Here is a 12,953-nt window from a genome sequence, read left to right on the forward strand (position 1 = left end):
GCGATGTCGCAAACAGGCTGCATTCTCGCCCCGCCGCCCTATAGTGTGCGGCAAATTCCATTTCAGGATCGCGGGTTATGGCAGAGTTTCCGGCAAGGGCGAAGGTCGTCATCATCGGGCTGGGCGGCATTGTCGGCGCCTCGGTCGCGCATCACCTGATCGAGCGCGGCTGGGACGACATCGTCGGCATCGACAAGTCAGGCATCCCGACCGACATCGGCTCGACGGCGCATGCCTCGGATTTCTGCTACATGACCAGCCACGATTTCCTGTCGTGCTGGACCTCGCTCTATTCGATCGATTTCTACGACAAGCTCGGTCATTACGATCGCATCGGCGGCCTGGAGGTCGCGCGCGTCGGCGACGACACGCGCATGGACGAGATCAGGCGCAAGGTAACGTCGGGCAAGGCTTTCGGCACACGCGCCCGCCTGATCGAGCCCGCCCAGATCAAGGAAAAGTTTCCGCTGATCGAGGAAAGCATGGTGCAGGGCGGCCTCTGGGACCCCGACGCCGGCCTCGTCATTCCGCGCTCGCAGACCGTCGCCGGCAAGCTCGTCGACATGGGCGAGAAGTCCGGCAGGCTGAAGGCTTTCGCCAACACGCCGGCAAAGTCGCTGGTCATCGAGGGCGGGCGGATCAAGGGCGTCGTCACCGACCGCGGCACCATCATGGCCGACCATGTCGTGGTCTGCGCAGGACTGTGGGGCCGGCTGATCGCCGAGATGGCGGGCGAGGACCTGCCGGTGATGCCGGTCGACCACCCGCTGACCTTCTTCGGGCCGTACGACAAGTTTGCCGGAACCGGCAAGGATATCGGCTACCCGCTCATGCGCGACCAGGGCAACTCGGCCTACATGCGCGACACCGGCGACCCGACCACTGCCGAAGGCGGGATGATCGAGTGGGGCTATTACGAGGAGAGGAACCCGCGGCTCTGCCATCCCCGCGACCTGCTCGAAAAGGAGCAGGCGCGGCTGTCGCCGTCGCAGCGCGACCTCGACATGGAGCAGATTCTGGAGCCGCTGGAGCGCGCCATCGAACTGACGCCGATCCTGGCCGAACTCGGCTACGACGAGCGTCGCTCCTTCAACGGCCTGCTGCAGGTATCCGCCGCAGGCGGCGCATCGGTCGGCGAGAGCCAGAAGGTGAGGGGCCTCTGGTACGCTGTCGGCATCTGGGTCAAGGACGGCCCCGGCTACGGCAAGCTCGTTGCCGACTGGATGACCGACGGACGCACTGAAATCGACCATGCCTCGATCGATTTTGCCCGCTTCTACCCGCACCAGATCAAGGAAGATTTCATCGCCGGGCGCTGCGGCGAGGCCGCGCAGAAAATCTATACGCCCGCCGTCCACCCGCGCGAACCCTATGCGACCGGCCGCGACATCAAACGCTCGCCTTTCTACGAGCGCGAGAAGGAACTCGGCGGCTATTTCATGGAACTTGGCGGCTGGGAGCGCGCGCACGGCTACGCCGCCAACGAGCATCTTCTGGAAAAATACGGCAACCGCGTGCCGGTGCGCGAGAACGAATGGGACGCCAGACATTTCTGGCGCGGTTCCAATGCCGAGCACCTCGCGATGAGCGAGGATTGCGGCATCGTCAACCTGTCGCATTTCTACATGTTCGACGTCGAAGGCCCCGACCACGTCGCGCTGATGGAATGGCTCTGCGCGGCAAGGATCGGCGGCGACGCCAATATCGGAAAAGGCATCTATACCCACTTCCTCGACGACGAAGGCATGGTGCGGGCCGACCTGACCGTGATCCGCATGGCCGACCGCTGCCGCGTCGTCGACGGCGCAGATGCCGGTCCGCGCGACTTTCACTATGTGAAGCGCGTCGCCGAGGACAAAGGGTTCGACGTCACCGTGACCGATGTGGCGGAAGAATACGTCACCATCGGCATCTGGGGCCCGAATGCCAGGGCGACGTTGCAGAAAGTGGTCGAGGATGCGGCCGCGCTCTCACTCGAAAATTTCCCGTTCGCGGCTATCAAGCCGATCAAGATCGCGGGCAAGGATGTAACCGCCTTCCGCATCTCCTATGTCGGCGAGCAGGGCTGGGAACTGCACATGCGCTACGAGGACGGGCTCGCCGTATGGGATGCGCTGCGCTCGACCGGCGTGATGCCTTTCGGCGTCGAGACCTATGCCAACAGCCGCCGCATGGAAAAGAGCCTGCGCCTGCAGAACGCCGATTTGCTGACGGAATACAATCTGTTGGAAGCCGATCTTCAACGGCCGAAGGTCAAGGAAGCGGATTTCCGCGGCAAGGCAAGACATCTGCAGCATCGTGCGCGCAAAAATCAGCCGGCCATGCTGTGCACGCTCGTCATGACCGACAATCGCGATTCGAAAGGCGTGGCCCGCTATCCCGTCGGCGCCATGCCGGTGCTCGATCCCGAGACGGGCGAGCCACTGGTCGACGAACTCGGCCGCCGGTCCTTCACCACCTCCGTCGCTTACGGCCCGACCATCGGCAAGAACATCGCGCTTGCTTACCTGCCCTGGGCTTACTGCCAGGAGGGTCGAAAGCTGACGGTCGAGTATTTCGGCGAGACGTTCCCTGCCGAGGTGGCCGGCGTCGGCTACAAGCCGCTCTACGACCCGGAGAATTCGAAGCCGCGGAGCTAAGCGGGTTCAATTACTCAGTCGCGAAATTGTGAAGGACAGGCCGGGGGATTTTTCCCGGCCTTTCTTTTCAGGCCCGGTGTTTTGCGTAACCTAACGTCATGTTTCGCTCCTGGCCCACCGGACCGATTCTCATGGCCGCCTCGATCCTCTCCGGCGGTCTCCTCTCCCAGTCCGCAAACGCCCAGCAAGCCGTCGATGTCGAGCTGGTGCTCGCTGTCGACGTGTCGCTGTCGATGTCACCGCAGGAACTGGAGATCCAGCGGCGCGGCTATGCAGCGGCACTCACCGACGAGCGCGTGCTTCAAGCGATTGCCGACGGCGCCCACGGCAGGATCGCCGTCACCTATTTCGAATGGGCGGGCTCGACCACGCAGCATCTCATCGTGCCGTGGACGGTGATCGGCTCACGCGCCGACGCCGAGCGAGTGGTGGCGCAGCTTGGCGCCAATCCGCCCAACAGCGCGCGACGCACCTCGATCTCCGGTGCGCTGGAATTCGGGGCCGACCTGTTCGCCGAAAGCCAGTTTCGCGGGTCGAAGCGGGTGATCGACATTTCCGGCGACGGACCGAACAACCAGGGTTCTCCTGTGGTGATCAGCCGCGACGCGGCGGTGGCACAAGGCATCGTCGTCAATGGCCTGCCGCTGATGACGAGTGGCGGCTTCACCAGCGTCTATGACGTCAAGGACCTCGACAATTATTACACCAACTGCGTGATCGGCGGGCCAGGCGCCTTCATGATCCCGGTCAACGACTGGGAGCAGTTTCCGGAGGCGATCCGCCGCAAGCTGGTACTGGAATTGGCCGGCAATCTTGAGCAGCCGCCAGCCGACGATGAGTTTCCGGTGATTCTAGCCCAGGATCTTCTGGGCTACGATTGCATGGTCGGCGAAAAGATGTGGCGGGACCGCTCGTTCATGTGGGATTCGCGCTGATCCCATTGGCCGCGACCGACCCAATGCCGGCCCGTCCGTCAATCCTCTCTTAGTCGCGCCGCTGTATGGTGTGCTCCATGCAGGACCAGCAGACTAGTCAGCCCTCCGCTTCGGCGCGACCCTTCACCTGGGGTGTGGTTGGAACAGGCGCGATCGCGCGGCAATTCGCGGACGACCTCGACCACGTCGCCGGCGCGCGGATTGGCGCGGTGTGCTCGCGCAGCGAAGCCGCCGCCAACGGCTTCATGGCGGCGACCGGCACACCGAAGGCCCATGCCGGTCTCGCGGCACTGCTCGCCGACGGCAGCATCGACGCGGTCTATCTGGCGACGCCGAACAGTTTTCATGCGGAGCAGGCGCTGGAAGCGCTGCGCGCGAAAAAGCCGGTGCTGGTGGAAAAGCCGCTGGCGACGTCGAGCGGCGATGCCGCCCGCATCGCCGATCTGGCCGGCATAACACGATGTTTTGTCATGGAGGCGATGTGGACGCGCTTCCTTCCCGCCATGCAGGCGTTGCGCGACATGCTTTCGGCCGGCGCGATCGGCGAGGTGACGCATGTCGAGGGCGGCCTGTCCTACCGCAAGGACGAGGCGGGGGCAGGGCGCTTCTTCGATCCGGCGCTGGGTGGCGGCTCGGCGCTCGACCTCGGCGTCTATCCGCTGTCGCTCGCCATCCATCTGCTCGGCGTTCCCGAAAAATTCTCCGGGCGTTGGTGGCGTGCAAAAAGCGGCGTCGACATGCGTTGCAGCTTCGATCTTTCCTTCGCCGGCGCCACGGCGGCGCTGTCCTGCGGCTTCGACCGTGACGGCGAGAACATCTTTACGGTCTTCGGCAGCAAGGGCGCCATTCGTGTCGAAGCGCCGTTCTTGAAAGCCCAGGCGCTGACGGTCTTCGAGGGCAGGACGGCCGGCCTGCCGCTTCTCGGCGCCAAAGGACCGGCGGGAGGACCTGCCGCAAAAATCCTGTCGCGGTTGCCTTTGCCGGGGCGCAGGACTTTCCGCTACCGGTTTCCGGGTGGCGGCCTGCAGTTCGAGGCGGAGGCGGCGATGCGGTCTGTGCTGAACGGCGAGGCGCAGTCGAGCGTCATGCCGCTGCGCGAAAACATTGCCGTACTGGAGGTGATCGAGACGGTTCTTGGCCAACCGCCGGAACGCGAATAGCCCGGGCGTTCAAGCGGCGAGCAACTGCTTGCGGTCGACGCGCTCCTGCTGCGGCGAGCGCGCGTAAAGCTCGCGATAGCATTTGGAAAAATGCGAGGCCGACACGAAGCCGCAGGCGACCGCCACCTCCACCACCGGCATCGACGACTGGATGAGCAGGTGGCGCGCCCGGTCGAGCCTTATCTCCAGGTAGTAGCGCGCCGGCGAGCGTCCCATCTCGGTGCGGAACAGCCGTTCGATCTGCCGTCGCGACAGGCCGACATGATCGGCTATCTCGATGAGTGACAGCGGCTCGGAGAGGTTGCCCTCCATAAGCTCGATGATCGACAGCACCTTTGTGTTCTGTACGCCGAGGCGCGCGCGCAGCGGCAGGCGCTGGCGGTCGGTAGGGCTGCGGACACGGTCGGTCAGCACCTGCTCGCAGACGCGGTTTACGAGATTGTCGTCGAAATCGTCGCCGATCAGCTTCAACATCATGTCGAGCGCGGCGGTGCCGCCGGCGCAGGTGTAGATGTTCTGGTCGACCTCGAAGAGGTCGGCAAAGACGTTGGCCTTGGGAAAGGCTTCGGAGAAGCCCGGCAGGTTTTCCCAATGGATGGCGCAGCGTTTTCCGGAGAGCAGGCCCGCGGAAGCGAGCACATGCGCGCCGGTGCAGAGACCACCGATGGCGACGCCGCGATTGTATTCCTCGCGCAGCCAGGCGAAGGCGGACTTGTTCTGGTAGCGTTCGACATTGATGCCGCTGCACACCACCACCATCGACGGCCGTTCGGGGCCGGCCATCTTGCGCCGCTCTTCCTCCAGCGAGGTGTTGACGGCGCATTCGACGCCATTGGAGGCGTTGACCGGCCGCCCGTCATAACTCGCCAGCCGCCAGCGATAAGCCTCGTAGCCCAGCATGCGATTGGCCGAACGCAGCGGTTCCAGCGCCGTCGCGAAAGCGATCATCGTGAAATCGGGGATGAGGAAGAAGACAAGCGATCGTTTGATCGGATGTTTGACGGCGTTCAAGCAAGCCTCACGCAAGACCACGCATGCGACATCGATGTCGCTAACAGCATAGGCACATCAGGAAAAACCCGTGCTGTCAATGGAGCCGCGGGCTTGTCTAAGGCAAAATTTGCGACATCAGGCGCCAATGAACTCGGTAACGGCTTCGGACAAACGAAAACCGCGCCGGCGAGGCCGACGCGGTCCGTTGGTTCGAGGCTCAGGCCGTTTCCGGCCGGCGGTTCAGCGAACCACGAAACCGAGGCGCGCGGCGGCAAGCGCGCCGGACTGGCCGGGCATCGTGCGGTCGAGGCGCTGACGCTCCAGGGCGGTCGTCAGGTTGATTTCGCGGTTGCGGGAAAAAAGACGAGAGAACAGTTTCATGACACGGATCCATGCAGAGAGTTACACGGGGTGCCTTCGCTAGGGTCTGCTTAGGAGTGGGGCATCTCGTTGATGGCGTGGATATAGGCATTTGCACTGTGCAGTGCAGCAACAAAAGCGAAGCGGCCCGCACAAAAAGCGACATGGTCGGATATCCGACAGTGCTGGCAAGAGGGAAAAAGAAAAATCAAATCAATGAAATAATGCCGACAAGGCACAGCCATGCGATTACTTCAGATGCGTCATGCGCGGCAAGCATGCCTGCGGACAAGGCAGGAGGGGGAACAGAAAGCCCGCCGTCATCCTGAATGACGGCGGGCTACACGGGACATTTCACGATCAGCGGCCTCCAGCCCAGGATCCGATCGCGATGCGCGAGGAAGGCTCGCGGTTGGCCACGTCCGGCCAGCCGATGTCCTTCTGGATCTCGTAGGGCAGGGCGCGAACCTGGCGTTCGGTCAGGTAGCGGGCGCGGGCAACACTATACTCGTGGGCCAAGTGGCCGATGGCAGAAAAGATGGACATTTTATCCTCCTTCAGTTGTGGCCAGGCAAAGCCGGACCGTTGCCGCACACCGGTCCATCCGGCATGCGATCCGTCAAAACTTGCATTTCCGGTCTTCGGGTGGCGGCGATTGTGAGCATGACAAGTTTGCCGCCTTCCACACTGTTGACTATGGCCCTTGCGTCATGTTCAATCAAACGAAATGGAATGATGCTTCCGATCAGATTTTTTGAATGGATCGAATCTCATGAACGCCCCGCTAAATCATCCGCTTCCGCTGCTCGACCTCGACGTGCTGCGCACCTTCGTGGCGATCGCCGAGACCGGCAGCTTCACCATCGCGGCGACCGCTGTCTTCCGCACACCCTCGGCGGTGTCGATGCAGATCAAGAAGCTCGAGGACGTGCTCGGCCGCTCGGTATTCACCCGTGACGCGCGCTCGGTAGCGCTGACCACTGACGGCGAGATGCTGCTGGGTTACGCCCGCCGCCTGCTTGCCATCAACCGGGAGGCGGTGTCGAAGTTCATCGTGCCCGACATCGTCGGGGTGGTGCGGCTCGGCTCGCCGGACGACTATGGCGAGCGCGTCCTGCCGCATGTTCTAAAGCGTTTCGCCCAGTCGCATCCCTCGATCGCCGTCGATGTCACCATCGACCAGTCGATCAATCTGCGCCGCCGCATGGACGATCGCGCCCTCGACATCACGCTGCTCACCAACTCCTACAAGACCAGCGCGATCGGCGCGGAAGTGCTGCTCACCGAACCGATCGTATGGGCGGGCGCCAAGGGCGGCTGCGCCCATATGCGCGAGCCGCTGCCCGTATCACTGTGGGAGGAGGGCTGCGTCTGGCGGGCCGGCGCACTGGAAGCGCTCGGCCGCGAGGGCCGCAACTACCGCGTCGCCTATATGAGCGCCCATACGGCCGGCCAGCGCGCCGCCATCCAGGCCGACCTTGCGGTTGCTCCGCTGCCGAAATCGTTTCTCGGCAACGACATGGTCGAACTCGGACCCAAGGACGGTATGCCGGAGATCGGCACCTACAATCTGGCTATGATCGTGTCGCCCGACGCCAGCGCGCCGGTAAAGGCGGTGGCCGACCATATCCGCGCGACATTCGAGGTGTTCCGGGATACGGGGAAGTTCTAAGCTTGGGTTACCGAAAGTATCGCGGCGGCGGTGTCCGGCCGCAGCCTTCCGGTCCGGCCCGGCTGCCCGGTCCGCTAACCGGCCCTGGGCATGACATATGGGACCTTTTCTTCAAAGGTGTCGGATATCTTCCAGCACAACATGTGTTCGGTTCCGATGGCGGTGATCGGCTTTTGCAGCGTGTCGTTGGAATGATAGGTCAGCAGCGCGATGGATTTGCTGCGAATACTGGTCGGCAGGAGGCCAGTCACGATCATCGTGTGGTATGTTATGTCGAATTTGCGTAGTTGCACGACGTCCCCGAGGGCAAGGTCGTCCGGGGTGCAGGGTTTTGCGCGGTTACCCCAGGTTAGATATTGGCTGAAGTTGGCGGCTGCCGCCCAGGTTCGGCTTCGTTCCTTGTAAAGATCCGATCCCGCCTTGCCGGAGAACCACGAACCGCTATCCCTTGCGCTTCCGAGTATCGTGCCGCGCTTGACCATCGTCCAGCCTCCTGCATGCAAGGCTTGCGATACGAAGTTTGTGCAGTCGCCTCCCAATCCTTTGTCGGACGGCCATTCTGTGTTGTAGTTGAGTGCATATTTGATGGCGTAAGTTGCGGCTGCTGTTCTGTTGTAGGTTTTCATTCGTCCTCCACTCGGTCGTACGGGAATCCGAACCTGAGTCAGGTCGGATGCGAACCGGGGAGATTTTTACGCCTCAGCGTTTCCGGACAATCGCGCCGGAGTGCAGATATGTTGCAACTGGCACATATAATGTGGAAATCGACAAATTCTGTTGCGTCGACGCTGCAAAGAGCGAGGTCGCGGGATCGTCTAGGCCTCGCCCGTCGCTCGATCCCGGGTCCGCCGCCGGCTGTCAGGTCAGGGCCTTCAGATAGATTTCGCGGATGCTGGTTGCCGTGCGGGACTCCGGACTGGCTGGCCAGCCGATGTCCTTCTGCAGTTCCGGCGGAAGCGCGTTCATCTCGCGCATCGCCAGCCTGTTGCGGCGCGCCATGCGGAGAGCGGCGCCGAACCGGCCGATATTGTTGAATATCGACATTTTCATCTCCATCGCTGTCGCGGCTGCCGGATCATCCGGGAACCGATTGCGGGCGGAGATATGCCGGCGGTTTGTTTCCGCCGAATTGCGCCGGCCGGTCAGGTTGTTTCAATCCATGCGGATGGGCCGCGCTTCCTGCGGTTGCCGCTTTCGGAAAGGCGGGCTCAGCGCCGTATGGAAGCGGTGATTGCCCGATAGATGCTGGCCATCGTCGATGGCGGAGGATTCCAGTCCAGATCCCGCTGAATCTCCGGAGGCAGGGCATTCATGATGCGCCGGGTCCTGCGCGCGTTTGCCGCCAGTCGATAACGAGCGCCGACCCTGTGAAAATGATCGAGGAACGGCATCAGCGGCGACTCCATCGGCTGCCGCGAGAAATTCCACATCGTCGCGAACATGGCGTGCGGACGCAGGCAGCCTCGCGGCCACCGCTCGGATTCGTCTTCATGAGGATTTCCCTCCCGCTTATTTCCGCCAGAGATGTATCTGGCGGGTCGATGCAGAGATGCTATTGCGCTGCTGTATCGGATGGATCGCGCCTGAAGGACGGCGCAGGGCGCGGCCGTTGCCCGGTGGAAACCGGCGCGATACGCGCCATGCAGCCTGGCGACATCAACGGTGCAAGATCGACATGTACAGGGAAGGCGAGGGCGAAGGTCAGTCGCGCCCGCGGCGTGCGGCCCGCTCCTCGCGCGAACGGCGGCGCGGAGCGCCGTCGCCGGCCGTCTGCTCGACCGCCTTGCGCGGCGGCAGTTTCACCTGCTCTGCCAGTTTGGGAAACGGATCCACCTTGTTGGGCAGCGCCATGAGCATGCTGGCTCCCCTCGATGAGTGGAAACTAGCAGGCGGCCGCGTAGAGTGAGATTGCCCTATTTCGGCAAGGCGATTGCGGCCGGCATGTCGCCCGCAACGGGCAGCGCTAGGATCGGCTTGGCGTCGCGGAAGTATGGCGGAAGACGCGTCGCATCGTAGGAGTGGCTGACCCCGATCAGCGCCACCAGTTCGTCGAAACAATCGAACGGGAGGTCCGCCTGCGGCTTGGGTCCGTCAATCTCGGCCGCATAATGATGGCGATTGATCGGACCGTCCAGCGGCACGATCCGGTCGGACGAGGTGTGGCTGATACGCCGGTATCCGAAGATGGTGAAGCTCGCGATGAGCTTCTTCACAAGCAGCGGCTTCAGCGCCAGATACATCTCCAGCGTCGTCATATGGTTGGTGTGTCCGCTCCAATCCGACCAGTACAACTTGACGCCCATTGCGGCCAGCGGGCCGTCGCTGTCGAACCAGGGCTGGCGGACCAGCACGAACTCCGAGCTGATGGCGGCGGCGGTGCGCAGGATCTGTCCGGCGATTTTCGGCGAGGGAATGTGCTCCAGGACATGCGCAATCAACGAGAAGCGCGCCTTGCCCTTGAAGGACATCGGCAGCGTCAGATCGGCAAGCTCGGCTGTGAAGCCCTTTTCGCGAGTGGCGGCCACCTTCAGCGGATCGAGGTCCACGCCGATGCCGTTGACGCCGCCGAGCCGCTCCATCGCGAACTTGATGGAGCCTCCCGAGGAACAGCCGAAGTCGACGAAATCGTAAGGAGCGAGATCGATCGTCACGCCGTCACTCCCGCGCCCGGCGCGCGGCGCGATCCTCGCGCGAACGCCGGCGCGGGCCGCCGTCGCCGGCGGTTTGCTCGACCACCTTGCGCGGCGGCAGTTTCACCTGCTCTGCCAGTTTGGGGAATGGGTCGACCTTGTTGGGCAGGGCCATGGCGTCGATGAACAGTTGCTGGAAATTGGGTTCCAGCGCCGTCTCGATCTTCTCGATCTTCGAAACCTCTTTCTCGATCTCGCGGCGATGGTTGCGGTTCAACAGCGCCATCAGCGCGCCGGTGCCGGCGGCGTTGCCCACCGCCTTGACCTCGGCCAGGTCGCAATCGGGGATCAGGCCCAGCACCATGGCGTATTTCGGATCGATGAAGGAACCGAAGGCGCCGGCGAAACGGATCGTGTCGACCGTCTCGACGCCCTGCTTCTCCATCAAGAGTTTCACGCCGGCATAGAGCGCCGCCTTGGCGAGCTGGATGGCGCGGATGTCGTTCTGGGTGACGGTGATGCGCGGCTCGCCGGCGCGCCCCTCGCGCAGCAAGTAGGAGAAGGTGCGGCCATTCGGGACGATGCGGGGGCTGCGCTCGGCCATCGCGCCGTCGATGACGCCGTCCTCCGAAATGATGCCGGTCAGGTACATCTCGGCGACCACCTCGATGATCGCGGAGCCGCAGATGCCGGTGACGCCGGTCGCCCAGGAGGCTTCCTCGAAACCCTCCTCGTCCGACCATTTGTCGGTGCCGATGACGCGATAGCGGGGCTCCAGCGTCTCGGGATCGATGCGCACGCGCTCGATGGCGCCGGGGGCGGCGCGCTGTCCGGACGAGATTTCCGCGCCCTCGAAGGCCGGACCGGTCGGGGACGACGCTGCGACGACCCGTTGCCGGTTGCCCAGCACGATCTCCGCATTGGTGCCGACGTCGACCAGCAGCATCATCTTGTCCTGGCGGTACGGGCCTTCCGAAAGCGTCGCGCCGGCCGCATCCGCACCGACATGGCCGGCGATGCACGGCAAGGTGTAGAGCCGCGCGCCGGGTGCCACCTCGATGCCGATCTCATGCGCCCAGAACTGCAGCGCGCCCGAGACGGCGAGCGCGAACGGCGCCTGGCCCAGTTCCGTCGGATCGATGCCGAGGAACAAATGGTGCATGATCGGGTTGGCGACGAAGACGCAGTCGAAAATGTCGTGGCGGTCGACGCCGCCCTCGTCGCAGACCTTTCCGATCAGCCCGTTGACGGCCTCGCGTACCGCCTTGGTCATCGCCTCGCGGCCGTCCGGGTTCATCATCACATAGGAGACGCGGCTCATCAGATCCTCGCCGAAGCGGATCTGCGGGTTCGACGTGCCGGAGGAAGCAACGATGCGGCCCGACAGCAGCGACACCAGGTGCATGGCAATCGTGGTCGAGCCGATGTCGCAGGCAATGCCGTAGGCCTCGTTCTTCAGGCCCGGATAGAGATCGATGATGAAGGGCCGCGACGAATCCATGTCGCGGTGGACGACCGCCGTGACGCCCCATTTGCCTTCGCTGACCTCAGGCTGGTCGGGCAGTTTCGTGCGCAGAATCTTCTGGATTCTCGGGATCAGGTGTGGCGCGACCAGGAGGTCCTTCCAGCCCCAGTCCTTCGCCAGCGACACTTTCAGCCGGTCGAGGTCGCCGAGCGGCTTATGCATGTCGGGTTCCTCGACCTCGACATAACAGAGCTGGATGGCGGCGTTGCGCTCGATCACCCGGTCGGTGGCGGCCTTGCGCACCACCTGCGCGTTGACCACCGTATCCTGCGGCACGTCGATGACGAGATCGCCCTGGACGGTTGCCGAGCAGGAGAGGCGGCGATGCACGGGCAGGCCGCGGACGCGGTCGTAGCGCTCCTCCTTCGGCCCGCGCGGCGAGATGTGGTCGAGCGCCGAGACGATCTTGTGTTTTGCGAAATTGCCTTCCTGCACCTCGATCTGGCAGCGGCCGCAGGTGGCGCGCCCGCCGCAGACGCTCTCGACATAGACGCCGAGCGAGCGGGCGGCGTCGAGCAGCGGCGTGCCGACGGGAAAGCGGCCACGCTTGCCGGACGGCATGAACAGGACGAGGGGATCGGTGATGTTTGCTGGAGAATTCATGATTATTTACTTCGCTGAGCAGATTGCGACGGCTTGACACGCCTTCGCAAGCACTTCATGAGAAATTCTATGATCAATGCCTCTGCACATATCGTCGCCTTTCGCTTCGAGCGACTAACCCTGCTTGCCTAACGGCGAGCGGGTAACGGCATTTCTTATCCCAATACTCGCCCGCCATCTGCGCGGGTTTAGCCCAATCGGTAGAGGCAACGGACTTAAAATCCGTCCTGTATGGGTTCGAGTCCCATAACCCGCACCAAATTCCTGCGAGCGTAGCCCAACTGGAAGAGGCACTGCACTCAGACTGCAGGCAGTGTGGGTTCGACTCCCTCCGCTCGCACCACGGGAGGGTAGCCCAATCGGCAGAGGCAACGTCCTGAGACGGCATTCAGTACGGGTTCGAAGCCCGTCCCTCCCACCAACCTCTTTTGCGAAG

The 12,953-nt window shown here is 63.3% G+C and carries 13 protein-coding genes and 3 tRNA genes; 7 read left to right on the forward strand and 9 right to left on the reverse strand.

What is annotated here, in order from left to right:
* Nucleotides 1-77 precede the first annotated feature (77 nt).
* The 3 genes from RB623_RS02830 (at nt 78) to RB623_RS02840 (ending at nt 4,734) form a co-directional block, all read left to right on the forward strand.
* The gene (locus tag RB623_RS02830) at nt 78-2,639 is read left to right on the forward strand and encodes an FAD-dependent oxidoreductase (RefSeq protein ID WP_308055238.1); all 2,562 of its coding nucleotides are present in this window, start codon (nt 78-80) and stop codon (nt 2,637-2,639) included.
* A 131-nt stretch (nt 2,640-2,770) separates the two neighbouring features.
* Nucleotides 2,771-3,574 carry a DUF1194 domain-containing protein gene (locus tag RB623_RS02835; protein WP_308055239.1) on the forward strand — a complete coding sequence of 268 codons (804 nt, stop codon included), beginning with the start codon at nt 2,771-2,773 and terminating at the stop codon, nt 3,572-3,574.
* A 77-nt stretch (nt 3,575-3,651) separates the two neighbouring features.
* Nucleotides 3,652-4,734 carry a Gfo/Idh/MocA family oxidoreductase gene (locus tag RB623_RS02840; protein WP_308055240.1) on the forward strand — a complete coding sequence of 361 codons (1,083 nt, stop codon included), beginning with the start codon at nt 3,652-3,654 and terminating at the stop codon, nt 4,732-4,734.
* Nucleotides 4,735-4,743: 9 nt separating this feature from the next.
* On the opposite strand, the gene RB623_RS02845 is transcribed toward RB623_RS02840, so the two are convergent.
* The 3 genes from RB623_RS02845 to RB623_RS02855 all read right to left on the reverse strand — a co-directional run bounded on the left by RB623_RS02845 (nt 4,744) and on the right by RB623_RS02855 (nt 6,633).
* Nucleotides 4,744-5,682 carry a GlxA family transcriptional regulator gene (locus tag RB623_RS02845; protein WP_374121632.1) on the reverse strand — a complete coding sequence of 313 codons (939 nt, stop codon included), beginning with the start codon at nt 5,680-5,682 and terminating at the stop codon, nt 4,744-4,746.
* A 285-nt stretch (nt 5,683-5,967) separates the two neighbouring features.
* Nucleotides 5,968-6,108: a hypothetical protein gene (locus RB623_RS02850; protein WP_308055242.1), complete on the reverse strand. Its 141-nt coding sequence runs from the start codon at nt 6,106-6,108 to the stop codon at nt 5,968-5,970.
* 339 nt (nt 6,109-6,447) lie between these two features.
* A complete protein-coding gene (locus RB623_RS02855; protein ID WP_308055243.1) occupies nt 6,448-6,633 on the reverse strand; it encodes a hypothetical protein in 186 nt (61 codons plus the stop codon).
* 226 nt (nt 6,634-6,859) lie between these two features.
* Here RB623_RS02855 and RB623_RS02860 point away from each other — a divergent pair, with 226 nt between their 5' ends.
* Nucleotides 6,860-7,759 (forward strand): LysR substrate-binding domain-containing protein, encoded by a 900-nt coding sequence (locus RB623_RS02860; RefSeq protein ID WP_308055244.1) that lies wholly within the window; start codon nt 6,860-6,862, stop codon nt 7,757-7,759.
* 74 nt (nt 7,760-7,833) lie between these two features.
* On the opposite strand, the gene RB623_RS02865 is transcribed toward RB623_RS02860, so the two are convergent.
* The 6 genes from RB623_RS02865 to RB623_RS02890 all read right to left on the reverse strand — a co-directional run bounded on the left by RB623_RS02865 (nt 7,834) and on the right by RB623_RS02890 (nt 12,517).
* Nucleotides 7,834-8,385 carry an amidase domain-containing protein gene (locus RB623_RS02865; RefSeq protein ID WP_308055245.1) on the reverse strand — a complete coding sequence of 184 codons (552 nt, stop codon included), beginning with the start codon at nt 8,383-8,385 and terminating at the stop codon, nt 7,834-7,836.
* A gap of 232 nt (nt 8,386-8,617) precedes the next feature.
* Nucleotides 8,618-8,803: a hypothetical protein gene (locus RB623_RS02870; RefSeq protein ID WP_308055246.1), complete on the reverse strand. Its 186-nt coding sequence runs from the start codon at nt 8,801-8,803 to the stop codon at nt 8,618-8,620.
* Nucleotides 8,804-8,967: 164 nt separating this feature from the next.
* Entirely contained in the window at nt 8,968-9,201 is a 234-nt protein-coding gene (locus RB623_RS02875) for a hypothetical protein (RefSeq protein WP_308055247.1), read from the reverse strand.
* Nucleotides 9,202-9,460: 259 nt separating this feature from the next.
* The gene (locus tag RB623_RS02880; RefSeq protein ID WP_308055490.1) at nt 9,461-9,616 is read right to left on the reverse strand and encodes a hypothetical protein; all 156 of its coding nucleotides are present in this window, start codon (nt 9,614-9,616) and stop codon (nt 9,461-9,463) included.
* A gap of 56 nt (nt 9,617-9,672) precedes the next feature.
* On the reverse strand, nt 9,673-10,410 hold the full coding sequence (locus RB623_RS02885) for a class I SAM-dependent methyltransferase (RefSeq protein ID WP_308055248.1): 738 nt from the start codon (nt 10,408-10,410) through the stop codon (nt 9,673-9,675).
* A 4-nt stretch (nt 10,411-10,414) separates the two neighbouring features.
* Nucleotides 10,415-12,517, reverse strand: coding sequence for an ASKHA domain-containing protein (locus RB623_RS02890; protein ID WP_308055249.1), 2,103 nt, complete (start codon nt 12,515-12,517; stop codon nt 10,415-10,417).
* 182 nt (nt 12,518-12,699) lie between these two features.
* Here RB623_RS02890 and RB623_RS02895 point away from each other — a divergent pair.
* The 3 genes from RB623_RS02895 (at nt 12,700) to RB623_RS02905 (ending at nt 12,938) form a co-directional block, all read left to right on the forward strand.
* Nucleotides 12,700-12,776, forward strand: a tRNA-Leu gene (locus RB623_RS02895).
* 7 nt (nt 12,777-12,783) lie between these two features.
* Nucleotides 12,784-12,860, forward strand: a tRNA-Leu gene (locus RB623_RS02900).
* 1 nt (nt 12,861) lies between these two features.
* Nucleotides 12,862-12,938 (forward strand) — tRNA-Leu (locus RB623_RS02905).
* Nucleotides 12,939-12,953: the final 15 nt, after the last annotated feature.

Origin of the sequence: Mesorhizobium sp. LHD-90, from assembly GCF_030929505.1 — a bacterium.
Taxonomy (GTDB): Bacteria; Pseudomonadota; Alphaproteobacteria; order Rhizobiales; family Rhizobiaceae; genus Kumtagia.